The following is a 23,177-nucleotide window of genomic DNA, read 5'->3' on the forward strand; positions in this document are numbered from 1 at the left end:
ACATGAGCGATCGCACGGTGCTGCACGTGAAGGGTCGGGTGCTCGTCGGACCGGAGGAGGTCCGCGACGAGGTGTGGGTGGCCGACGGCCGGATCACCTACGACCGCCCCGCGGGCGCGGCCGACGTCCGCACCGTCACGGGCTGGGCCCTGCCCGGCCTGGTCGACGCCCACTGCCACGTCGGCCTCGACCGGCACGGCGCCGTCCCCGAGGACGTCGCGGAGAAGCAGGCGCTGACCGACCGGGAGGCCGGCACCCTCCTCATCCGCGACGCGGGTTCGCCCTCCGACACCCGCTGGATCGACGACCGCGAGGACCTCCCGAAGATCATCCGGGCCGGCCGGCACATCGCCCGCACCCGGCGCTACATCCGCAACTACGCCTGGGAGGTCGAGCCCGAGGACCTGGTCGCGTACGTCGCGCAGGAGGCCCGGCGCGGCGACGGCTGGGTGAAGCTGGTCGGCGACTGGATCGACCGCGACCTCGGCGACCTGTCCGCCTGCTGGCCGCGCGGCGCCGTGGAGGCGGCGATCGCGGAGGCCCACCGCCTCGGCGCCCGCGTCACCGCCCACTGCTTCGCCGAGGACTCGCTGCGCGACCTCGTCGAGGCCGGCATCGACTGCGTCGAGCACGCCACCGGGCTGACCGACGACACGATCCCCCTCTTCGCCGAGCGGGGCGTCGCCATCGTGCCGACCCTGGTCAACATCGCCACCTTCCCCGCGCTCGCGGACGGCGGCGAGTCCCGGTTCCCCCGCTGGTCCTCCCACATGCGCCGGCTGCACGAGCGCCGCTACGACACCGTGCGGAGCGCCTACGACGCCGGTGTCCCCGTCTTCGTCGGCACCGACGCGGGAGGGGCCCTGGCCCACGGCCTGGCCGCGGCGGAGGTCGCCGAGCTGGTGACGGCCGGCATCCCGCCCGTGGAGGCCCTCGCCGCGACGACCTGGGCCGCCCGGCGCTGGCTCGGACGTCCGGGCCTGGAGGAGGGCGCGCCGGCCGACCTGGTGGTGTTCGACGAGGACCCGCGCGCGGACGTGCGCGTGCTCGCCGCTCCGCGCCGGGTGGTGCTCAACGGACGGGTGGTCGGTTAGCCGTCCGGGGTGACGCCGTGGGAACACCCGTGCCGGAGGATTCGAAAGCGCGGGCGGAAACCCCACGAAGGGGTGAAGTGCCCTGGGATCGCTGACGACCGGGCGGGCGCGAGGACATTCTGTGCGGGTCCCGAGCATGTCGCTCATGCGTGTCCCGCACGCATGTCTCACTGGGGGTCCCACCACCTTGAACGGCAACACCTTCCGCATGCCCGCACGCCGTCTCGCCACCGTCGCGGCGGCCACGGTCCTGGCCGCCGGTCCCGCGGCCCTGGCCGGCGCGGGCACCGCACAGGCGACCGGCGACCACGGCCGCGCGAGCGCCACCGTCCTGCGTACCGCGCTGGACGTGTCCCTGCTCAACAAGACCGTGAACGTCCCGCTCGCGGTCACCCTCAACGAGGTGCACGCGCCCGAGACGGCCCGGCAGACCGCGCTGACCGCGCGGCTGGACGGCGTCGACGGCGGCAAGACCTTCAGCGTCCTGCGCGCCGACGTGGCCGAGTCGGCGGCGACGGCGACCGCGGCGAAGAGCGAGGGCCGCGCGAACCTCGCCCGCGCGCGGCTGCACGTCCCGGGCCTGCCGCTGCTGTCGGTGGTCGAGGTCGAGCAGGTCACCTCCACCGCGACGTGCGAGGCCGGGAAGAAGCCGGTCGCCGACGCGAACCTGCTGGGCCCGGTGACGGTCCTCGGCAAGAAGGTCACCCTGACCACCGGCGGGACGACGGAGGTGAAGGTGCCCGGTGTCGGCGCGGTGCGGCTCGACCTGTCCCGGACGGAGACCACCTCCCGCACGGCCGCCGCCACCGCGCTCGAACTCAAGGTGTCCGTCGACCCCCTCGACCTGAACGTCGCGGAGGTCGACGGCACCCTGACCCTGGCGGAGGCGGCCTGTGAGTCCCCGGCGGCCCCGGAAGCCGAGCGGCCCCCGGCGAAGACCGACGAACCCCCCGCCGAGCAGGAGGCCGAACCGGCCGCTGAGGTCCGGCCCCAGGGCGCCCGCGCCGAGGCCGACCTCGCCGAGACGGGCGGCAGTTCGGCGACCCCGTACCTCGCCGCCGGGGCCGCGGCCCTGGTCCTGGCGGGCGGCGGCTCCCTGCTGCTGGCCCGGCGCCGGCGCGGGTGACCGTCCGGGCGGGTGACCGCGGGCGGGGGTGAGGGCGAGCCCGCCCGCCGGGTGGTCCGGGGAGCACGCCGGACCGTCCGCCGCGGTCCCGGTGCGGCCCCGGTCCCGTGCCGGGGCCAGGGCGGCACCGCCGTGCGCGTGGGGCGTGGCGGTGCCGCCCTCCGGGGATGCGGGTGGCGGTGCCGCCCTCAGGGGACGGCGAGGGGGACGCCGCGCGGCCGGGGCCGTGCACCCCGGCGGCCTCCCGGCTCAGGCCGGTCCCGCCACCGCCCGCTCCAGGGCCCGCAGGAAGCCGTCCGTCGTCCCCCGGTCCCGTACCGCCAGGCGCAGCCACTCCTCGCCCAGACCCGGGAACGTGTCCCCGCGCCGCACCGCGTACCCGAGAGCGCGCAGCCGGTGGCGCACGGCGGCGGCGTGCGGGAGACGGACCAGGACGAAGGGGCCCGCGGCCGGTTCGACGACCCGCACCCCGCCGCCGGCGAACCGGGCGAGCCCGGCGACGAGATGCGCCCGGTCCGCGGCGACGCGGTGCGCGGCGTGGGCGGCCTCCGCCAGCGCCCGCGGCGCCACGCACGCCTCGGCGGCCGCCAGCGCCGGTGTCGACACCGGCCACAGCGGCTGGGCGCGGGCCAGCTCCGCGATGGTCTCCGGGGCCGCCAGGACGTACCCGATGCGCAGCCCGGCCAGCCCCCACGTCTTGGTGAGGCTGCGCAGGACGACCAGCCCGGGCACGTCGGTGCGCCCGGCCAGCGCCTCGCGCTCACCCGGCACCGCGTCGATGAACGCCTCGTCCACGACCAGCGTCCGCCCGGGGCGGGCCAGTTCCGCGACCGCGTCCGCCGGATGCAGCACCGACGTCGGGTTGGTCGGGTTGCCGACCACCACCAGGTCGGCCTCCTCGGGCACCGCGGCCGGGTCCAGCCGGAAGCCGTCCGCCTCCCTCAGCAGCACCCGGCCGACCGTGTGCCCCGCGTCCCGCAGCGCCGCCTCCGGCTCCGTGAACTGCGGGTGCACCACGACCGGCCGGCTCACCTTCAGTGCCCGCGCCAGCAGCACGAACGCCTCCGCCGCGCCCGCCGTCAGCAGCACCCGCTCCACCGGCAGCCCGTGCCGCGCCGCCACCGCCGCCCGCGCGGCCCGCCCGTCCGGGTAGGCCGCCAGGGAGCCGAGCGAGGCGGCGACGTGCTCGCGCAGCCACACCGGGGGCGTGTCCGCGCGGACGTTCACCGCGAGGTCCACCAGCGCCGAGCCGTCGTCGCGGACCTCGGCGTCCCCGTGGTGCCGCAGGTCGAGGCCGGCGGCCGGGTCCTCAGTGGGCGTGGGAGTGTGCGTGTCCATGCCCGTGATGGTGCCCGTGGTGGTGATCGCCGTCGTCGTCGGGGTGGAAGTGCGGCTGCTGCGGCAGCCCCACCTTGTCCTCGAACCCTGGCAGCGCGATCCGGTACACGCAGGAGTCGCAGTTCATCCGCAGGTCGCCCTCGACGGCCTCCCCGTACCGCTCCCACACCAGGTCCAGCAGCTCCGGCTCCGGTCCGATGACGTCCGCCGAACGGACCTCGGTCTCCGGGTGCGCCGCGGCCCACTCCTCGGTCTGGTGCCGGACCCGGTCCGGGAGGATGCCGGTGAACAGGAAGTACGGCAGGACCACGACCCGCCGCGCCCCCAGCCGCACGCATCGCTCCAGGCCGCCCGGCACGTCCGGCTTCGCCAGCGACACGAACGCCGTCTCGACCGCCCCGTACCCACGGCCCTCCCACAGCAGCCGCGCCGCCTTGAACACCTCGGCGTTGGCGTCCGGGTCCGTCGAACCGCGGCCCACCAGCAGCACGGTCACCTCGGAGCGGTCCCAGGAGGGGTCGACGGCCTCCTCCAGGCGCCGCTCCAGCACCCGCAGCAGGGCGGGGTGCGGGCCCAGCGGACGCCCGTAGGTGTACGAGATGCCGGGGTGGCGTTCCTTCTCGCGGGAGAGCGCCGCCGGGATGTCGCCCTTGGCGTGCCCGGCGGACACCAGCATCAGCGGCACCGCGGCGAACCGGCGCACCCCGCGCTCGACCAGCTCGGCGACCGCCTCGCCGAGCGGCGGCGGCGACAGTTCGATGAATCCGCCGGCGACGGGCAGTTCGGGGTGGCGGCGGCCCAGCTCGCGCACGAAGTCGCGGAACGCCTCGGCTCCGGCCTCGTCCCGGGTGCCGTGTCCGGCGATGAGCAGGGCGGGCGGGGTGGTCACAGGTTCTCCTCGGGTTTCTCGGACGGAAGGGGGTGGTGCGGCAGGGCGCTCGGCGCGACCGCCGGACCGCCCCTCTCGGACACGTCGTTCACGGCGGACGGCCCGACGGGGGCCGCTGCGGGGCTCACTCGGCCCGCTCCTGCCAGCGGTAGCCGCGCGGGGTCACCATGCGCCCGGCGATCTCCCGGGTCGCGGTGTTGCCCACCGTCACGACCGTCATCATGTCGACCGTCGCCGGGTCCAGGGCGGCGAGCGTGGTCAGGCGGCTGGACTCGTCGGCGCGCGACGCGTTGCGCACGACCCCGACCGGCGTGGCCGGCTCCCGGTGCTCCGCGAGGATCGCCAGCGCCTTGGGCAGCTGCCAGTCCCGGCCCCGGCTGCGCGGGTTGTAGAAGGTCACGACGAGGTCCGCCCCGGCCGCCGCCCGCACCCGCCGTTCGATGACCTCCCACGGAGTGTGCAGGTCGGACAGGCTGATCGACACGTGGTCGTGGCCGAGCGGCGCGCCCAGGATCGCCCCGGCCGCCAGCGCCGCCGTCACCCCGGGCACCCCGACCACGTCGATGTCGTCGGACGCCTCCGCCAGCGCGGGCGACGCCATGGCGTACACCCCGGCGTCCCCGCTGCCGATGAGGGCGACGGCGTGTCCGCGCCGGGCCTTCTCGACCGCGGTCCGGGCCCGCTCCTCCTCGGCGCCCAGCCCCGACTCCAGGATCCGGGTGCCGGGCCGCAGCAGGTCGCGGATCTGGTCGACGTACTGGTCGAGACCGACCAGCACCGAAGCCCGCCGCAACTCGGCCTGCGCGCGCGGCGTGACCAGGTCCCGGGCGCCCGGCCCGAGCCCGACCACCGCGAGCCGCCCGCGCCCCGGCCGCCGTACGACGGCACAGGTGGCCATCGCCGGAGTCGCCGCCGACTTGCGCTTGGGGACCAGGAGTTCGCCGCCCCGCGCGAGCGCCGCCGCCTCGGCGACCGACGGCGTGCCGACCGCCGCGAGCGGCGCGTCGGAGGGGTTGGGCACCTCGACGCCCGCCAGCTCCCCGGCGGGGTACGTCACCAGGGGCACGCCCAGCCGCTCGGCGGCCCCGACGATCCCGGGCTCGTGCGCCTTGGCGTCCACGGTGGCCAGTTCGGCGACCGACGCGGCGGACAGTCCGGCGTCCCGCAGCGCCTCCTCGACCAGCCCGAGCACCTCGTCGACCGGAGCCCCCCTGGAGGCGCCGACGCCGACGACCAGGGACGGCGGACGCAGGACGGCCTCGCGGCCGGCCGGCTCCACCAGACGGTCGGTCAGCCGGACCGTGTACGCGCCCTCGTCGGTGACGGGCAGCGGCGGCAGGGGCCACCGCACCTCCGCGCGCAGCGCGACCGGCACGCCGTCGAGCAGGGCCCGCGACACCCCGGCGACATCGCCCTCGACGGGCATCCCGAGGGTGTCGAGGCCCGGCAGACCCACGGCGTCCGTCGCCGTCGTCACCACCGGCTCGGCGCCCAGCACCCCGGCGACCGCGACGGCGAGTGCGTTGGCGCCGCCCCCGTGGCCGCCGACCAGCGACACGGCGAACCGGCCGCCCTCGTCCACGCAGACGACCCCGGGGTCGGTCCGCTTGTCGTCCAGCAGCGGTGCCACGAGCCGGACGACGGCCCCCGTGGCCAGGAAGCACACCAGCCGCTCGCACTCGGCGAACGCGGTCCGTACGGCGTCCGCGACGGGACCCTCGTAGACGCGCGTGCGGTCCGGCCAGGCGGTGGCCAGCCGGTCCCGCGCGGCCGCTCCCGCCGCGGTGGCGGAGATGAGGCCGATCAAGGGGTAACTCCTTCGGTACGGCTGTGCGGCCTCACGCCCCACAGCAGGAACACGGGATTGGCCGCCGCGAGCCGGGTCACGTCCCCCGGCAGCGGGGCGAGCCGGGACGACTGCAACAGCACCCCGTCGCACTCAAGCCCGGCGTCGAGCAGCGCCCCGCGGGCCGCCGGCACCCGGTCCAGCGCGGCCAGGGCGACGACCACGGCACGCCGGGCGCGCCGCGCGCAGGCCGCGACGACCGTGGGCAGTTCGCGCCCGCCCCCGCCGACGAACACGGCGTCGGGGTCCGCGAGGTCCGACAGCGCCCCGGGCGCCGTGCCGTGCACCACGCGGACGTCGACGCCGTGCGCGGCGGCGTTGGCGCGGATGCGCAGGGCGCCGTCCGATGACTTCTCCACCGCGTCGACGGCGGCCCCCAGCCGCGCGCACTCCACGGCCACGGACCCCGACCCCGCCCCGACGTCCCACACCAGGTCACCGGGGCGGGGACCGAGCCGGGCCAGCGCCAGCGCGCGCACCTCGAACTTGGTGATCATCGAGTCGCGGTGGGCGAACTCGGCCTCGTCCAGGGCCCAGCCGGCCCACCCGTCCCGTCCGGCGCGCCCCGGCCGGGCTCCGGCGACGGTCCGCGCCGGCCCCAGCGCCCGCGCCTCGTCCAGGCACAGCACCACGCTCACCGCCGCTCCCCAGTCCCGGCCGGCGGCCTCGTCGGGCGTCACCCGTTCCACGCGCTCCCCGGCGGAGCCCAGCGCGCGGGCGACGACCAGCACCCGCCCGTCGCCCCGCAGCGCGGCACCCAGCTCCGCCGGACCCGCCCCGGGCCCGGTCAGCACGGCGACCTTCGGGTGCGCCCGGCACACGTTCACCGCCGTGCGCAGGTCCCGCCCGTGCGCGCTGGCCACCACGGCGTCGTCCCACGGCAGCCCGGCCCGCGCGAACGCTGCGGCGACCGAGGAGACACCGGGCCGCACGTCCAGCCGCTCGGGCCCGAACCGCTCGGCCAGCGCCCGCACGATGCCGAAGAACCCCGGGTCGCCGGAGGCCAGGACGACCACCGGCCGCTCCTTCGCGACGTACTCCGCGACCGTGTCCAGGGCCGGCGCCAGCGCCCCGAGGACGACCCGCTCGGCCCCCGCCGGCAGCCGTACGGCGTCCAGATGGCGCCGTCCGCCGACCACCAGCGCGGCGCCGGCGGCGACGTCCCCGGCGGGAGGCTCGCCGGCCCCCATGCCCACCACCGTGATCACGTGCTCGCGCCCCGCGTGCGCAGCTCCCGGCGCGCCTCGGGGTCGGCCTTGCGGTAGCCGTGGAAGTGCCCCGGGTGGTACAGGTGCGAGCGGGTGCCGTGCGCGTCGAGGGCCGGGCCGACCAGGAACAGCGTGTGCTTCCAGAGCTTGTGCTCCTTGACCGTCTCCTCCAGCGTGCCGATCGTGCACCGCACGACCAGCTCCTCCGGCCAGGTGGCCTGGTAGGCGACGACGACCGGCGTCTCGGTCGGGTAGCCGCCCTCCAGCAGCTCCCGCACCAGCTGGCCGCTGCGGGCCGCCGACAGGAAGACCGCCATGGTGGTGCCGTGCTTCGCGAACTCGCGGACCTCCTCCCCGGGCGGCATCGGCGTCTTGCCGCCGCCGAGCCGGGTCAGCACGACGGACTGCGCGACCTCCGGAATGGTCAGTTCCCGCTGCGCCAGCGCGGCCACCGCCGAGAACGCGGAGACGCCGGGCACCACCTCGGTCGCGATGCCGATCTCCGCGCACCGGTCGAGCTGCTCCTGGGTCCCGCCCCACAGGGCCGGGTCGCCGGAGTGGATGCGGGCGACCCGCAGCCCTTCCGCACGAGCCCGCCGGTAGACCGCGACGACGTCCTCCAGCGACATCGTCGCCGAGTCCAGCACCTCCGCGTCCTGCCGCGCGTGCCCCAGCACCTCCTCCTGGACCAGGCTGGCCGCCCAGATCACGACGTCGGCGTCGGCGATGGCCCGCGCGGCGCGGAACGTGAGCAGGTCTGCGGCGCCCGGCCCGGCACCGACGAAGGTCACCTTGCCGGTGGGTTCCCCGGCCGCGGCGGCGGGCGCCGCCGGGACCTCGGGTGCCACGGAATCCTGGGAAGCCATGGGAATCGGTCCTCTCCTACGCATATTTACTGCGGTTGCTGCTGTCGTGCGCACGGATACGCGCCCCGATCCGATAGCAAGGGCCCATGGCGGTCTTCGTCGCGCTCGGCGCGTTCCTGATGACCCTGGCCGGTGGCTGGACGGCACAGCACGTGACCGACCGGCGCCACCTGGTCCTGGGGCTGGCCGGTGGCCTGATGCTGGGCGTGGTCGGCCTCGACCTGCTGCCCGAGGCCCTGGAGGCGGCGGGCGAGGAGGTGTTCGGCGTGCCGGAGGCGCTGCTGCTGTTCGTCGCCGGCTTCCTGCTGGCGCACCTGGTGGAGCGCCTGCTGGCGGCCCGCCGCGCGGCGCACGGCGCCGACGAGCACACGCACCGCTCGCCCCAGGTGGGCCTGACGGCCGCCGCCGCGATGGTCGGGCACAGCGCGATGGACGGCGTGGCGATCGGCGCGGCCTTCCAGGTGGGCGGCGGCATGGGCGCGGCGGTGGCGATGGCCGTGATCGCCCACGACTTCGCCGACGGCTTCAACACCTACACGCTGACCAGCCTGTACGGGAACGCCCGCCGCCGGGCCGTGGCGATGCTGTTCGCCGACGCCTGCGCCCCGGTGCTCGGCGCGGCCTCGACCCTGCTGTTCAGCATCCCCGAGCAGGCCCTCGGCGCCTACCTCGGCCTCTTCGGCGGCGTCCTGCTCTACCTCGCCGCGGCCGAGATCCTCCCCGAGGCCCATCATCAGCATCCCGCCCGCTCGACCCTGCTGTGCACGGTCGCGGGCGCCGCGTTCATCTGGCTGGTGGTGGGCGTCGCCGAATGAGGCGCTCCCGCGGGGGTGGCTCACAGCTTCCCGCCCCGGCCGCCCGCGCGCCGGGCGGGCGCGATGAGCGTCGACAGGTAGGGCAGCGGGCCACCGTCCAGGTCCGCCGCGGCCCGCACCGACTCCTCGGGCAGGCCCAGCGCCGACCCCCACACCGCGTCGTCCAGCCGCCCGGTCTCCCGCAGCGCCTCGGCGACCTCGGCCGCCTGCCGGCCGAACTTGTAGGCGACGACCGTGCCGGGCCCGTTCAGCGCGTCCTTGAGCACGGCGGCTCCCGCGGTCACCGGGACCAGCGTCAGCGGCTCGGTGCCCTCGGTCAGCACGGCACCCGACCGGGCCGCGAGGTCCTGCATGGCGGTGATGCCCGGCACGGTCTCCACGAGGGTGCCCGGCACCAGCTCGCCCACGGTCTGCGCGAGGTAGGTGAAGGTCGAGTACACGTTGGGGTCGCCGATGGTGGCGAAGGCGACGGTGCCGTGCGCCCGCAGCAGCCCGGCCACGCGCTGCCCGGCCGCGTCCCAGGCCGCCTCACGACGGGCCCGGTCGGAGCGCTCGTTCAGCGCGAACACGACGCGGACGACCTTCCCGGCGGGCGCGTAGTGCAGCACGGTCGCCTCGGCCCGCCCCCGCTCCCCGCCGTCCGTTCCGTCGGACGCAGCCATGACGGGCACCACGACGACGTCGGCGGCCCGCAGCGCGTTGACGCCCTTGACGGTCACCAGCTCGGGGTCTCCGGGCCCGACCCCCACACCGATCAGCCTGCTGCTCATGACGTCCGGCACCTCTCCACGAACCGACGGGCGACACCGGGCTCGGACGCCCAGTGCGTGTGCAGATAGCTCGCGTGCACACCGCGCTCCACGAATCCCTCGACGCGCCGCTCGGGCGCCCGCACCCCCCACGCCGGAGCCGCCCCGGCCCCCGGTTCCACGACGGTCCGGTGGAACTCGTGGCCCCGCATCCGCGTCCCCGCGACGGCCAGCGCGCTGTCGTTCACGGCCACCGCGTCCCGGTAGCCCAGCGTCAGCCGCCCGGTCATCCGCGCGGAGGCGTCCAGCACCCCGCACATCGGCGACCCGTCCAGCTCCCGGCACAGGTACAGCAGGCCCGCGCACTCGGCGGCGACGGGAGCGCCGCTCAGCGCGAGTTCGGCGACGGCCTTGCGCAGCGGCTCGTTGGCGGACAGCTCGGAGGCGTACACCTCGGGGAATCCGCCCCCGACGACGAGCCCCGCGGTCCCCTCGGGAAGCTCCTCGTCCCGCAGCGGGTCGAACGTGACCACCTCGGCCCCCGCGGCGGCGAGCAGTTCGGTGTGCTCGGCGTAGGAGAACGTGAAGGCGGCACCGCCGGCGACGGCGACGCGGGGCGGTGACTCCCCGTCCGGCCGGGCCGGGTGCGGGGTAGGCACGGGCCCCGAGTTCCAGGGGGCGGAGCCCCCCGGCAGCGGTCCGGCGGCCCGCGCCAGCGCCACCAACGCCTCCAGATCACAACCGCCGGAGACCTGCGCCGCCATCGCCGCCACGGCGTCGACCGCCTCCGTCCCCCGCTCGGCGACCGGCACCAGTCCCAGATGCCGCGACGGCGTGGCGACCTGCGGCACCCGCCGCAGCACCCCCAGCACCGGCACCCCGACGGAGTCGAGCGCCTCCCGCAGCAGCGCCTCGTGCCGGTCCGAGCCCACCTTGTTCAGGATCACGCCCCCGATCCGGACCTCCGGGTCCCAGGACACGAACCCGTGCACCAGCGCCGCCACCGACCGGGACTGCGACGACGCGTCCACGACCAGCACCACCGGAGCGCCGAGCAGCTTCGCCACCTGCGCGGTGGACGCCAGCTCACCTTCCCCGGCGGCCCCGTCGTACAGCCCCATCACCCCCTCGACCACGGCGATGTCGCACCCGCGCGCACCGTGCAGGAACAGCGGCCCGACCAGCTCGGGCCCGCACAGGTAGGCGTCGAGGTTCCGCCCCGCCCGCCCGGTGGCCAGGGAGTGGTACCCGGGATCGATGTAGTCCGGCCCGACCTTGTGCGGCGACACGGCGAGCCCGCGCCCGGCGAGCGCGGCCATCAGCCCCGTGGCGACGGTGGTCTTGCCGCTGCCCGAGGAGGGCGCGGCGACGACCAGCCGGGGCACGGCGGAAGCGGCGGAGGTCACCACTCGATGCCCCTCTGCCCCTTCTGCCCGGCGTCCATCGGGTGCTTGACCTTGGACATGTCGGTGACGAGGTCGGCGCACTCCACCAGCTTCTCCGGCGCGTTCCGCCCGGTGATCACCACGTGCTGGGTCCCCGGCCGCTCCCGCAGCACCGACACCACCTCGTCGGTGTCGACCCACCCCCAGTGCATCGGGTAGGCGAACTCGTCCAGCACGTACAGCTTGTACGTCTCGGCCGCCAGGTCCCGCTTGACCTGCTCCCAGCCCTCCCGGGCCTTCTCCTCGTTGTCCAGCTGCGCGTCGCGCTGGACCCAGGACCAGCCCTCGCCCATCTTGTGCCAGTCGACCGACCCGCCCTCGCCGGAGGCGCCCAGCACGCGCAGCGCGTTCTCCTCGCCGACCTTCCACTTCGCCGACTTGACGAACTGGAACACCCCGATCGGCCACCCCTGGTTCCAGGCACGCAGCGCCAGCCCGAAGGCGGCGGTGGACTTGCCCTTGCCGACGCCCGTGTGCACCACGACCAGCGGGCGGTTCCGCCGCTGACGGGTCGTCAGGCCGTCGTCCGGCACCACATTCGGCTGTCCCTGAGGCATTACGCGGCCCTCCTGTTCGCCTGCACGTCCTTCACCAGACCGGCGATCGAGTCCGCCCGCAGCTCGTCCAGCGTCACCGCCGTACCGCCCAGCTCACCCGCCAGCCGCCCGGCCAGCCCCAGCCGCACCGGCCCCGACTCGCAGTCCACGACCACGGAGGCAGTCCCCTCGGCCGCGAGCAGCCGCGCCGCCCGTCCGGCCAGCGCCACCGGCTCCGGGCCACCGGTGGCCCGTCCGTCCGTCACCACCACGACCAGCGCCCGGCGCGCGGGATCGCGCAGCCGCTCGACCCGCAGCACCTCGTGCGCCCTGAGCAGCCCCGCCGCCAGGGGCGTACGGCCCCCCGTCGGCAGCGTCTCCAGCCGGGCCGCCGCCGCGTCCACCGACGAGGTCGGCGGCAGCGCGACGTCGGCGGCCGCACCCCGGAAGGTCACCAGCCCCACCTTGTCCCGCCGCTGGTAGGCGTCGAGCAGCAGCGACAGCACGGCGCCCTTCACGGCGCTCATCCGCTGCCGCGCCGCCATCGACCCGGAGGCGTCGACGACGAACAGCACGAGGTTGCCCTCGCGCCCCTCACGGGTCGCCTGCCGCAGGTCGTCCCGGCGCACCACCAGCCCCGTCCCGCTCCGGCCCCGCGCCCGCTGGTGGGGGGCGGCGGCCCGCACGGTGGCGGCCAGGTGCAGCTTGGTCAGTGCGCCCCGGGGCCGCCGCGCCCCGGTGGTCCGCCCGTGCTCGGTCCGCGCCCGTGAACGCCGCCCGGCAGCGCCCTCGCCCAGCCCCGGCACGCTCAGCACCTTCGTGCGGAACGGCTCGGCGGCACGTACGGGGGACTGCTCACGTCCGCCACCGGAGGGCTGCGGCTCCCCGCCCTCCCCGGTTTCGGGACGCGCGGCGGTGTCACCGTCGCCCTGCGGGGCGTCGTCGGGCTCGGGCTGCCCGCCGGGGCCGCCCGGACCCGGGTCCGGGTCGTCGTCGCCGTCCCCGCCCTGGTCGCCCGGCCCGCCGAACTCCTCCAGCGTCTCGTCGAGCTTGTCCTCGTCCAGCCCCGGCGCGTCGAACGGGTTGCGCCGCCGCCGGTGCGGCAGGGCCAGCAGCGCTGCCTGCCGCACGTCCTCGGCCAGTACGTCGGTCCGCCCGGCCCAGGCCGCCAGGGCCGTCGCCGTCCGCGCCATCACGATGTCGGCCCGCATGCCGTCCACCTCGAAGGCGGCACACGTCGCCGCGATCTGCCGCAGCGCCCCGTCACCGAGGCGCACCGACGGCAGCAGTTCCCGCGCCGCCGTGATCCGCGCCCGTACGGCGGCCTCCTCGTCGGCCCAGCGCGCGGCGAAACCGGCCGGGTCGTCGTCGTAGGCCAGCCGGCGCCGCACGACCTCCACCCGCTGGTCGGGTTCGCGCGAGGCGGCGACCTCGACCGTCAGCCCGAACCGGTCGAGGAGCTGCGGCCGCAGCTCGCCCTCCTCGGGGTTCATGGTGCCGACCAGCAGGAACTTCGAGGCGTGGCGTACGGAGACTCCCTCGCGCTCGACGTACGAGGCGCCCATCGCGGCGGCGTCCAGCAGCAGGTCGACCAGGTGGTCGTGGAGCAGGTTGACCTCGTCGACGTAGAGGATGCCCCGGTGCGCGTCGGCCAGCAGGCCCGGCTCGAAGGCCTTCACGCCCTCCGACAGCGCCCGTTCGATGTCCAGGGCGCCGACCAGCCGGTCCTCGGAGGCGCCGACGGGCAGTTCCACCATCCGCGCCGGGCGCGGGGCGAAGGCGCCCGACTCGTGCGGGCCGTCCGGGCAGGCGGGGTCGGGGGAGTGCGGGTCGCAGGAGAAGCGGCACCCCGAGACGACGTCCACCGCCGGCATCAGCGCCGACAGCGCCCGCACCGCCGTGGACTTCGCGGTGCCCTTCTCGCCGCGCACCAGCACACCGCCGACCGCCGGGGAGACGGCGTTCAGCAGCAGCGCGAGCCGCAGGTCGTCCTGGCCGACGACGGCCGTGAACGGGAACGGGGTACTCACTGGTCGTCGCCCTCCGCGTCGTCTTCGCGATCGCCTTCGAGATCGCCTTCGAGTTCCAGATAGGTGGCGCGCAGCCGCTCCAGCGTCTGAGCGTCCGGCTCGGCCCACAGGCCCCGCTCGGCGGCCTCCAGCAGCCGCTCCGTGATGCCCCGCAGCGCCCACGGGTTGGACTTCTTCATGAAGTCCTGGTTCTCCGCGTCGAAGACGTACTCGGCGCTGAGCTTCTCGTACATCCAGTCGTCCACGACCCCGGCCGTGGCGTCGTACCCGAAGAGGTAGTCCACGGTGGCCGCCATCTCGAAGGCGCCCTTGTAGCCGTGGCGCCGCATCGCCGCCATCCAGCGCGGGTTGACCACCCGGGCCCGGAAGACGCGGTGGGTCTCCTCGCCCAGCGTCCGCGTCTTCACCTGGTCCGGGGTGGCCGAGTCCCCGACGTACGCCTCGGGGGAGGCCCCCGTCAGATGCCGCACCATGGCGACCATGCCGCCGTGGTACTGGAAGTAGTCGTCAGCATCCGCGATGTCATGCTCGCGCGTGTCGACGTTCTTCGCCGCCACCGCGATCCGCCGGAACGCCGTCTCCATGTCCCCGCGCGCCGCCCGCCCGTCGAGCCCGCGCCCGTACGCGTAGCCGCCCCACACCGCGTACACCTCGGCGAGGTCCGCGTCGGAGCGCCAGTTGCGGGCGTCGATCAGCGGCAGCAGACCGGCGCCGTACGCGCCCGGCTTGGAACCGAAGATGCGGGCGGTGGCCCGACGCCGGTCGCCGTGCTCGGCGGTGTCGGCGTCGGCGTGCGCGCGGACGTAGTTCTGGTCGGCGGGCTCGTCCAGCTCCGCCACCGCCCGCACCGCGTCGTCGATCAACCCCACGACGTGCGGGAACGCGTCCCGGAAGAAGCCCGAGATGCGCACCGTGACGTCGACGCGCGGCCGGCCCAGCTCGGCCGGGGGCACGATCTCGAAGCCGGTCACCCGGCGCGAGGCGTCGTCCCAGACGGGACGGCAGCCCAGCAGCGCCAGGATCTCGGCGATGTCGTCGCCCTGGGTGCGCATCGCCGACGTGCCCCACACCGTGAGGCCGACGGACTTCGGGTACTCACCCGTGTCCTGGAGGTAGCGCTGGATCAGGGAGTCCGCGAGGGACTGGCCGACCTCCCAGCTCAGCCGGGAGGGGATCGCCTTCGGGTCGACGGAGTAGAAGTTCCGTCCCGTCGGCAGCACGTTGACCAGCCCCCGGGTCGGCGAACCGGACGGCCCGGCCGGGACGTAACCGCCGTCCAGGGCCCGCAGGATGTGGTCGATCTCGTCCGTCGTCCGGGCGAGCCGCGGCACGACCTCCCGGCAGGCGAACTCCAGCACCCGCACCGCCTCGGGGAGTTCGGTGCGCAGCACCTCCCGCACCAGGGCCGGTACGGCCGCCACGTCCCACTCCCGGGACTCCATCCCCTCCGCGCACCGCCGGCACAGCTGCTCCAGCAGGTCCACCGCGTCCGCGGCCGAGCGCGCCGGACCGTCCACCAGGTCGGTCAGCTCCACCGGCACCTTCACCGGAGCGCCCGGCTCGGCCAGCAGCTCCTTCTCCACCAGCCCGAAGTGCTCGGCGAGGGACGCCCGCAGGCCCGGCAGGGCGTTGGCCTGCCCGCCCCACACCTGCGCGGCGCGCAGCACCGCGAGGACGAGGTTCACCCGCGGCTCGCCGACCGGGCCGCCGCCGAGGACGTGCAGGCCGTCGCGGATCTGCACGTCCTTGATCTCGCACAGGTAGCCGTCGATGTGCATGACGAACTCGTCGAACGCGTCGTCGTCCGGCTGGTCGTCCACGTGCAGGTCGTGATGGAGTTCGGCGGCCTTCACCAGCGTCCAGATCTGCGCGCGGACCGCCGGCGCCTTGACCGGGTCCAGGTCGGAGACGAGCGCGTACTCGTCGAGCAGCTGCTCCAGCTTGGCCAGGTCGCCGTAGGTGTCGGCCCGCGCCATCGGCGGGACCAGGTGGTCGACCACCGTGGCGTGGCCGCGCCGCTTGGCCTGGGTGCCCTCGCCGGGGTCGTTGACGATGAACGGGTAGATCAGCGGCAGGTCGCCCAGCACGGCGTCCGGCGCGCAGCCCGCGCTCAGCCCGAGGCCCTTGCCCGGCAGCCACTCCATCGTGCCGTGCTTGCCCATGTGCACGACCGCGTCGGCGCCGAAGCTGCGGTCGAGCCACCGGTAGGCCGCCAGGTAGTGGTGGGACGGCGGCATGTCGGGGTCGTGGTAGATCGCGATCGGGTTCTCGCCGAAGCCGCGCGGCGGCTGGATCATCACCACGACGTTCCCGAACCGCAGCGCGGCGAGCACGATGTCGTCCCCGTCGACGTACAGCGAGCCCGGCGGCTCGCCCCACGCCTCGGTCATCGCCTCCCGCAGCTCCGGGTCCAGCGTCCCGAACCAGGCGCGGTAGTCGGCCAGCGGCACCCGCGCGGGCGCCGCGGCGAGCTGGTCCTCGGTCAGCCACTCGACGTCGTGGCCGCCCGCCTCGATCAGCCGGTGGATCAGCTCGTCGCCGTTGTCCGGGTACCCGTCGACCGCGTACCCCGACTCCCGCAGGGCGTCCAGCACCCGCACCGCCGAGGCCGGCGTGTCGAGGCCGACCGCGTTGCCGACGCGGGAGTGCTTGGTCGGGTACGCGGTGAAGACCAGCGCGAGCTTCTTGTCGGCGTTCGCCTTGTGCCCGAGCGCCGCGTGCCGCACGGCGATCCCGGCGACCCGCCCGGCCCGCTCGGGGTCGGCGACGTAGACGGGGACCTCGTCGGGCCCCTGCTCCTTGAAGGAGAACGGCACGGTGACCAGCCGCCCGTCGAACTCCGGGATCGCGACCTGCATCGCCGCGTCCATGGGGGAGAGGGCGGCGTCCGAGGCCTCCCAGGCGGCCCTCGACGTGGTCAGGCAGAGCCCTTGCAGCACCGGGACGTCCAGGTCGGCCAGCGCGCCGATGTCCCAGGCCTCCTCGTCGCCGCCCGCCGAGGCCTCGGAGGCGTGCGTGCCGCCCGCCGCGAGGACGGTGGCGACCAGGGCGTCGGCCCGGCCCAGCAGCTCGTACAGCCCGGCGTCCGCGCCGCGCAGCGAACCGCAGTACACGGGCAGCGCGTTGGCGCCGTGCGCCTCGATCGCGTCGCAGAGCGTGTCCACGAAGGCGGTGTTGCCGCTCAGCTGGTGGGCCCGGTAGAAGAGCACACCGACCGTCGGCCGGCCCTCGGTGAACGGGCGCTCGCCGTGGACGCCGTACTCCGGCATCTTCCGCGGCTCGTCGAAGCCCTCGCCGGTCAGCAGCACGGTGTCGGAGAGGAACCGGGCGAGCTGGGTGAGGTTGTCGGGGCCGCCCTCGACCAGGTAGCGCAGCGCCTCGGCCACCACGCCGGCCGGTACCGAGGACTCGGCCATCAGCTCCGCGTCCGGCACGCTCTCGCCGCCCAGCAGGACGGTCGGGATGCCGGCGGCCCTGAGCGCGGCGAGCCCGTCCTCCCAGGCCCGCTTGCCGCCCAGCAGCCGTACGACGGCGAGGTCGGCGCCCTCGACGAGCGCGGGCAGTTCCTCCCGCACGTCGACCCGGGTGGGGTTGCCGATCCGGTACCCGGCCTCGGAGGCGCGGGCCGCCAGCAGGTCCGTGTCGGCGGTCGACAACAACAACACAGTGCTCATGCGGGTGCTCCCGGTGGAATGAAGGGCAGGCCTTGCGGCGCGCCGGACTCGATGAGCCGCCACAGCGCGTCCGTGTCCGCGTGGTGTTCGATCAGGTCGCCGAGCAGGTCGAGCTGCTGCTCGCGCAGCGCGGCGAACGAGGTGTCGGGGGCCGGCACGAAGCGGCGGCCCGCGGCGGCGGCCACCTCGCGCAGGAACGCCCGCCGGAAGCCGTCCGACTCCAGCGAGCCGTGCCAGTGCGTGCCCCAGGTCTGCCCGACCCGGCAGCCGTCCAGGAAGGGGGCGCCCGCGGTCACTTCGGCGACCCCGTGGTGGATCTCGTACCCCTCGACGTGCTCGCCGAGGGCCTCGCCGACCGGCCGGGTGAGGGTCTTCTCGCGGGCGAACCGCACCCGCACAGGCAGCAGTCCGAGCCCGTCCACGTGCCCGGCGCGCGATTCGACCTCGTCCTCGATGTGCTCGCCGAGCACCTGGAACCCCCCGCAGATCCCGAGCACCGGGCGGCCCTCGGCGGCCCTGCGGACGAGGGCGTCCGCGAGCCCGCGCTCCCGCAGCCACGCGAGGGCCCGGACCGTCCCGCGCGTCCCCGGCACGATCACGAGGTCGGCGTCCGCCAGCTCCTCCGGCCGGTCCACGAACCACACCACGACACCGGGTTCGGCGGCGAGCGCGTCCACGTCCGTGAAGTTGGACATCAGCGGCACCGCGCACACGGCGACCCGCAGCACGTCCTCGCCGACCGGCGGCGCGACGACGGACTCCCGCACCGCCCCGCGCAGGGACACACTCCCCCACGCTCGGCTTCGCTCGCGCGGGGGGACCCCCATCCCGTCCTCCTCGTCGATGCCGAGCCCGTGCCGGAAGGGCAGGACACCGTAGGTGCGCCGCCCGGTGAGGCCGTGCAGCATGTCCAGGCCGGGCTCCAGCAGCGACACGTCGCCCCGGAACTTGTTGACGAGGAACCCGGCGACCAGCGCCTGGTCCTCGGGCGACAGCAGGGCCACCGTGCCGAAGAAGGAGGCGAAGACGCCCCCGCGGTCGATGTCGCCGACGACCAGCACGGGGAACCCGGCGCCCTGGGCGATCCCCATGTTCACGATGTCGGTCCGGCGCAGGTTGATCTCGGCCGGACTGCCCGCCCCCTCGCAGATCACCGCGTCGTACGTGCCCCGCAGCTCGGCCAGGCAGTCCAGCACCGTGCCGAGCAACTGCCGCTGGCGCCCGCCGTGGTAGCCGCGGGCGCTCATCTCGCCGACCGGCTTGCCGAGCAGCACGACCTGGCTGCTGCGCTCCCCGCCCGGCTTGAGCAGCACCGGGTTCATCAGCGCGGTCGGCTCCAGCCGGCACGCCTGCGCCTGCATGGCCTGCGCCCGCCCGATCTCCGCGCCCTCGCGGGTCACGAAGGAGTTCAGCGACATGTTCTGCGCCTTGAACGGCGCGACCTTGACGCCCTGCCGCACCAGCCAGCGGCAGATCCCGGCGGTGACGACGCTCTTGCCGGCGTCGGAGGTGGTGCCGGCGACGAGGAGGCCACCGCTCATGAGTCACGTCCCTTCGTGAGTGCCCGGTGGGCGAGCAGCCGCGCGCCGGCGCACACGCCCAGCGCCAGCCAGCCCACGCGCCGGGAGAGCCGGACGGCCCGGTCGACGTCGCCGGAACCGGCCCGTACGGCGCGACCGGCGGCCCCGTTGAGGACCGGCCGGTGCTCCACCCGCCCGCCGTAGGAGAGCGTCCCGCCGAGCCGCACGCCGAGGGCGCCCGCGAACGACGCCTCCACGGGACCGGCGTTGGGGCTCGGATGCCGCCCGGCGTCGGCACGCCACGCCCGCACGGCGCCCCGTGGATCGCCGCCGGCGACGGTGGCGAGGACGGCGGTCAGCCGGGCGCCGGGCCAGCCCGCGAGGTCGTCGAGCCGGGCCGAGGCCCACCCGAACCGCCGGTACCGGGCGGACCTGTGGCCCACCATGGCGTCCAGGGTGTTCACCGCGCGGAAGCCGAGCAGCCCGGGCACTCCGGCGACGGCACCCCACACGAGGGCGCCCACCACCGCGTCCGAGGTGTTCTCGGCGACGGACTCGACGACGGCCCGGGCGATCCCGTCGGCGTCCAGGGCCTGCGGGTCCCGTCCGCACAGGTGCGGCAGCCGCGCCCGGGCCGCCTCGACGTCACCGGCCTCCAGGGCCCGCCCGATGGCGTGCGCCTCCCGGGCCAGCGAAGTGCCGCCGACGACGGCCCAGGTGGCCGCGCCGGTCAGCGCGACGGAGGCGGCGGGGGAGGGGCGTACGGCGCGGGCGGCGACGGCCCCGAGGGCGGCGGCGCCACCGGCGCACAGGGCGGTGTGCAGCGCGCCCCGGCCCCGGTGGTCACGCCACAGCACCCGTTCCACGGCACCGGCGGCACGGCCGAACGCGGCGACCGGGTGCCCGCGGCGCGGATCGCCGAGGAGGAGGTCGCCGAGGAGGCCGGCGGCGGCGCCGTACGCGAAGACGCGTTCGGCGCGCACGGCTCAGCCGGCCGCGGGGCGGGGAGGGGTGAGGCCGGCGTGCCCGGAGTCGCCGGGACGGCCGGAGGGCCCGGGGTGACCGGAGCGCCCGGGATACCGGGCCGTGCCGAGGTGCCTGCAGGAGCAGCCGCGCATGGCGATACGTCCTCACTCAGGGTGTCCGCGCCCTGGCTGGAAGAGACCGGCGGTGAGAGTTCCTGGCTCCCGGGGATGGGCTCCCCGGTCACAGTGGCGGGACCGCGCCGGAATCGCACCGGGCTTCCTCTCCTGCCGCCGTAATGGCTCCGGCAGTCCACCACGGCCCGCGAACACCCGTCAACCTGGCGTTGACCTGCGACGGGGGAGTGTGCGAAGCCCCACATGCGAGTGGTGTGCGCCGGCGCGCGAAGAGGCGGGGTGCGGGACGGTGGGAGCCCGTCCCGCACCCCGCCTCACGGGTGTGCGGTGATCGTTCGCGCGACGCTCAGGCGACGATCAGGTAGATGCCGTACGCCACCGCCGCCGCGCAGGCCGCGAAGCAGGCGTACGCGCCGGTGACCGCGAGGGCCGCGGAGCCGCCCTGGGCGGTGGCCCGCTCCTGGCGGGAGAGTCCGGCGATGCCGAGCGTGAACAGGCCCACCAGGACCACGGTGGCCACGAGGCTGACTCCGAAGACGGAGCCGAGAGCTGCCCAGTCGATGCTCATGGAGGTTCGCTTCTTCCTTCGTACCCGGGGGCGGGCTCAGACGGTGGTGGTGGCCGACGGGGACTTGGCGTCGGGCGCGGCGGCCGGGACGGCGGCGGCCAGTTCGTCGGCCGCCCCGGTCGGCGGCGGGGAGACGGCGGCCATCGCCGTGGTCACCACACCGGACGGCTCGGGCTCGTCGATGACGTTGGTGTGGTCGACGACCTCGCGCCGGGAGATCTTCCAGATGGCGGCGCTGGAGCCGACCAGGAAGACGGCCACGACGGCGGTTCCCCAGTCGCCCAGGCCGCAGACCCACTCGGCGATCGCGGCGACCAGGGCCGCGGCCGGCAGGGTCAGGCCCCAGGCGACGAACATCCGGGTCGCCGTGGACCAGCGCACCACGCCGCCCTTGCGGCCGAGACCCGCGCCCATCACCGCACCGGAGACCGAGTGCGTGGTGGAGAGGGAGAAGCCGAGGTGCGAGGAGGCCAGGATGACCGTGGCGGCGCTGGTCTGGGCGGCGAAGCCCTGCTGAGGCTGGAGGTCGGTCAGACCCTTGCCCATCGTGCGGATGATGCGCCAGCCGCCGAGGTAGGTGCCCAGCGCGATGGCGATGCCCGCGGAGAGGATGACCCACATGGGCGGGTCGGAGTCGGGGGCGAGGGCGCCGCCCGCGACCAGGGCCAGGGTGATGATGCCCATCGTCTTCTGGGCGTCGTTGGTGCCGTGGGCCAGCGAGACGAGGCCGGCGGAGGCGATCTGCCCGGCGCGGTAGCCCTTCGCGGCGGCCTTGCCGTCGGCCTTGCGGCCGAGCCGGTACGTCAGCCGCGCGCCCAGCATCGCCGCGATGCCCGCGACGAGCGGGGCGGCGATCGCCGGGAGGAGGACCTTGGTGACGAGCACGTCGCCGTGGACCGCGCCGAGGCCGGCCGAGGCGACGGCGGCACCGATCAGGCCGCCCATGAGGGCGTGCGAGGAGCTGGACGGAAGCCCGACCAGCCAGGTCAGCAGGTTCCAGAGGATCGCGCCGACGAGGGCGGCGAAGATGACCTCGGGACGGATGCCGGTCTCGTCGACGAGACCCTTGGAGATCGTGTTGGCGACCTCCACCGAGAGGAAGGCGCCGACAAGGTTGAGGACGGCGGACATCGCCACCGCCACCTTGGGCTTGAGCGCACCGGTCGAAATGGTCGTTGCCATCGCGTTCGCGGTGTCGTGGAAACCGTTCGTGAAATCGAACGCGAGAGCGGTTACCACCACAATCGCGAGGATCAGCGAGAAGCTTTCCATTTACCCAGGCAATCGTTCGAGGTCATTGGCTGGTCGAACGTAGGTAACCAGAGTGAACGGAAGATGAACTGAGAAGGGCGCCACAGTGACCGGAACGAGGGACGCCGCCTTCCGCTCCGTGCCCGCTCCGTGCTCGCGCCGCTGCTCTGCGGAGACGTGCCTGGCAGGATCGCCGAGGACGGCCGGGAATGGGTGATCGACGGGACGGCAGGGGCGCACGCGGCCTGCGGGGAGGAGCTGGTGACTGTGACGCGATCGACGGACGGACGGGCGGACCCGGAGGTGGCAGAGGCCTGGGAGACCCTCGTCGCCACGGCCCGGCGGACGGTGGCGGACGGACTGGTGGTCGGCACCTCCGGCAACGTCTCGGTGCGCGTCGGCGACACGGTGCTGGTCACCCCTTCGGGGGTGCCGTACGACCGGCTGGCCCCGGCCGACGCGACCGGCGTGGACCTCGACGGCCGACAGGTGCTCGGGACCTTGGTCCCCACCAGCGAACTGCCCCTGCACCTCGCCGTGTACCGCGCCACCGAGGCCCGGGCCGTCGTCCACACCCACGCCGTGCACGCGACGGCGGTCTCGCTGCTGGTCCCCGAACTCCCGCTGGTCCACTACATGGCCGCCGCGCTGGGCGGCCCGGTCCGGGTCGCCCGCTACGCGACCTACGGCACCGACGAACTGGCCCGCGCCGTGCTCGACGCCCTCACCGGCCGCACCGGCTGCCTCATGCGCAACCACGGCACGCTCACCTACGGCGCCTCCCTGGACCAGGCCTACGACCGCACCGCCCAGCTGGAGTGGATGTGCCGCCTGTGGCTGACGGCCTCCGCGGTGCCGGGCCGCTCCCCGTCCCTGCTGACCGAGGAGCAGCTCGCCGAGGTGACGGAGCGGCTCCGGGGGTACGGCCAGGGGGCCTGACGGTCCCGGCCGGGCGGTCGGCGGCGGGCCGCGAAGGGAGGGGCAACGGAGGAGGGGCGAGACCCGAACGGCCCCAAGGCCGTCGGAAGATCCGAAGGACCGTCGCGTCCCGTCCCGCCGCGCACCCACCCGCGCCACGGCCCCGACGCCCGGCCGCCCCGGACGGCACCGCCCGCCGCCGTC

At 75.4% G+C, this 23,177-nt stretch carries 19 protein-coding genes and 1 riboswitch; of the genes, 4 read left to right on the forward strand and 15 right to left on the reverse strand.

Annotated features, from left to right (window positions below; translation table 11 throughout):
- Positions 1-2: 2 nt before the first annotated feature.
- Both AC07FV_RS05370 and AC07FV_RS05375 read left to right on the forward strand, forming a co-directional pair.
- Positions 3-1,094, forward strand: a complete 1,092-nt coding sequence (locus AC07FV_RS05370) for an amidohydrolase family protein (protein WP_479084771.1) — start codon at positions 3-5, stop codon at positions 1,092-1,094.
- Positions 1,095-1,281: 187 nt separating this feature from the next.
- Positions 1,282-2,220 (forward strand): SCO1860 family LAETG-anchored protein, encoded by a 939-nt coding sequence (locus tag AC07FV_RS05375; protein WP_479084772.1) that lies wholly within the window; start codon positions 1,282-1,284, stop codon positions 2,218-2,220.
- A gap of 249 nt (positions 2,221-2,469) precedes the next feature.
- Here the strand turns inward: AC07FV_RS05375 and cobC are convergent, their stop codons facing one another.
- The 6 genes from cobC to cobM are packed head-to-tail and all read right to left on the reverse strand — an operon-like array spanning position 2,470 to position 8,367.
- Complete coding sequence (gene cobC, locus AC07FV_RS05380; protein WP_479084773.1) at positions 2,470-3,558, reverse strand: Rv2231c family pyridoxal phosphate-dependent protein CobC; 1,089 nt, start codon at positions 3,556-3,558, stop codon at positions 2,470-2,472.
- The gene (locus AC07FV_RS05385; protein ID WP_479084775.1) at positions 3,530-4,447 is read right to left on the reverse strand and encodes a sirohydrochlorin chelatase; all 918 of its coding nucleotides are present in this window, start codon (positions 4,445-4,447) and stop codon (positions 3,530-3,532) included. Before AC07FV_RS05385 ends, cobC begins: the two co-directional genes overlap by 29 nt.
- Positions 4,444-4,575, reverse strand: coding sequence for a hypothetical protein (locus AC07FV_RS05390; RefSeq protein WP_479084777.1), 132 nt, complete (start codon positions 4,573-4,575; stop codon positions 4,444-4,446). Before AC07FV_RS05390 ends, AC07FV_RS05385 begins: the two co-directional genes overlap by 4 nt.
- Entirely contained in the window at positions 4,572-6,254 is a 1,683-nt protein-coding gene (cobJ, locus tag AC07FV_RS05395; protein ID WP_479084778.1) for a precorrin-3B C(17)-methyltransferase, read from the reverse strand. Before cobJ ends, AC07FV_RS05390 begins: the two co-directional genes overlap by 4 nt.
- Complete coding sequence (gene cbiE, locus AC07FV_RS05400) at positions 6,251-7,501, reverse strand: precorrin-6y C5,15-methyltransferase (decarboxylating) subunit CbiE (RefSeq protein WP_479084779.1); 1,251 nt, start codon at positions 7,499-7,501, stop codon at positions 6,251-6,253. Before cbiE ends, cobJ begins: the two co-directional genes overlap by 4 nt.
- The gene (cobM, locus tag AC07FV_RS05405) at positions 7,498-8,367 is read right to left on the reverse strand and encodes a precorrin-4 C(11)-methyltransferase (protein ID WP_479084780.1); all 870 of its coding nucleotides are present in this window, start codon (positions 8,365-8,367) and stop codon (positions 7,498-7,500) included. Before cobM ends, cbiE begins: the two co-directional genes overlap by 4 nt.
- Positions 8,368-8,453: 86 nt before the next feature.
- Between cobM and AC07FV_RS05410 the strand changes: the two genes are divergently transcribed.
- The gene (locus tag AC07FV_RS05410; RefSeq protein ID WP_479084782.1) at positions 8,454-9,182 is read left to right on the forward strand and encodes a ZIP family metal transporter; all 729 of its coding nucleotides are present in this window, start codon (positions 8,454-8,456) and stop codon (positions 9,180-9,182) included.
- Between the two features lie 20 nt (positions 9,183-9,202).
- Here the strand turns inward: AC07FV_RS05410 and cobI are convergent, their stop codons facing one another.
- From cobI to AC07FV_RS05455, 9 genes are all read right to left on the reverse strand, one after another.
- Positions 9,203-9,952 (reverse strand): precorrin-2 C(20)-methyltransferase, encoded by a 750-nt coding sequence (gene cobI / locus AC07FV_RS05415; RefSeq protein WP_479084783.1) that lies wholly within the window; start codon positions 9,950-9,952, stop codon positions 9,203-9,205.
- Positions 9,949-11,340, reverse strand: coding sequence for a cobyrinate a,c-diamide synthase (locus AC07FV_RS05420; RefSeq protein ID WP_479084784.1), 1,392 nt, complete (start codon positions 11,338-11,340; stop codon positions 9,949-9,951). The genes cobI and AC07FV_RS05420 overlap by 4 nt, the downstream gene beginning before the upstream one ends.
- Positions 11,334-11,933: a cob(I)yrinic acid a,c-diamide adenosyltransferase gene (gene cobO / locus AC07FV_RS05425; protein WP_479084785.1), complete on the reverse strand. Its 600-nt coding sequence runs from the start codon at positions 11,931-11,933 to the stop codon at positions 11,334-11,336. The genes AC07FV_RS05420 and cobO overlap by 7 nt, the downstream gene beginning before the upstream one ends.
- A complete protein-coding gene (locus AC07FV_RS05430; protein WP_479084787.1) occupies positions 11,933-13,942 on the reverse strand; it encodes a putative cobaltochelatase in 2,010 nt (669 codons plus the stop codon). The genes cobO and AC07FV_RS05430 overlap by 1 nt, the downstream gene beginning before the upstream one ends.
- Positions 13,939-17,616 (reverse strand): cobaltochelatase subunit CobN, encoded by a 3,678-nt coding sequence (gene cobN / locus AC07FV_RS05435; RefSeq protein ID WP_479084789.1) that lies wholly within the window; start codon positions 17,614-17,616, stop codon positions 13,939-13,941. Before cobN ends, AC07FV_RS05430 begins: the two co-directional genes overlap by 4 nt.
- The gene (locus tag AC07FV_RS05440) at positions 17,613-19,157 is read right to left on the reverse strand and encodes a cobyric acid synthase (RefSeq protein ID WP_479084791.1); all 1,545 of its coding nucleotides are present in this window, start codon (positions 19,155-19,157) and stop codon (positions 17,613-17,615) included. Before AC07FV_RS05440 ends, cobN begins: the two co-directional genes overlap by 4 nt.
- Positions 19,154-20,119: a cobalamin biosynthesis protein gene (locus tag AC07FV_RS05445; protein ID WP_479084793.1), complete on the reverse strand. Its 966-nt coding sequence runs from the start codon at positions 20,117-20,119 to the stop codon at positions 19,154-19,156. Before AC07FV_RS05445 ends, AC07FV_RS05440 begins: the two co-directional genes overlap by 4 nt.
- A gap of 172 nt (positions 20,120-20,291) precedes the next feature.
- A riboswitch (cobalamin riboswitch) is annotated at positions 20,292-20,431 on the reverse strand.
- Between the two features lie 151 nt (positions 20,432-20,582).
- Positions 20,583-20,804 (reverse strand): hypothetical protein, encoded by a 222-nt coding sequence (locus AC07FV_RS05450; protein WP_383647486.1) that lies wholly within the window; start codon positions 20,802-20,804, stop codon positions 20,583-20,585.
- 36 nt (positions 20,805-20,840) lie between these two features.
- Positions 20,841-22,076: an inorganic phosphate transporter gene (locus tag AC07FV_RS05455; protein WP_479084795.1), complete on the reverse strand. Its 1,236-nt coding sequence runs from the start codon at positions 22,074-22,076 to the stop codon at positions 20,841-20,843.
- Positions 22,077-22,313: 237 nt separating this feature from the next.
- Here AC07FV_RS05455 and AC07FV_RS05460 point away from each other — a divergent pair, with 237 nt between their 5' ends.
- On the forward strand, positions 22,314-22,994 hold the full coding sequence (locus AC07FV_RS05460; protein ID WP_479084901.1) for a class II aldolase/adducin family protein: 681 nt from the start codon (positions 22,314-22,316) through the stop codon (positions 22,992-22,994).
- Positions 22,995-23,177: the final 183 nt, after the last annotated feature.

It is taken from the genome of Streptomyces sp. NPDC045956 (assembly GCF_056430705.1).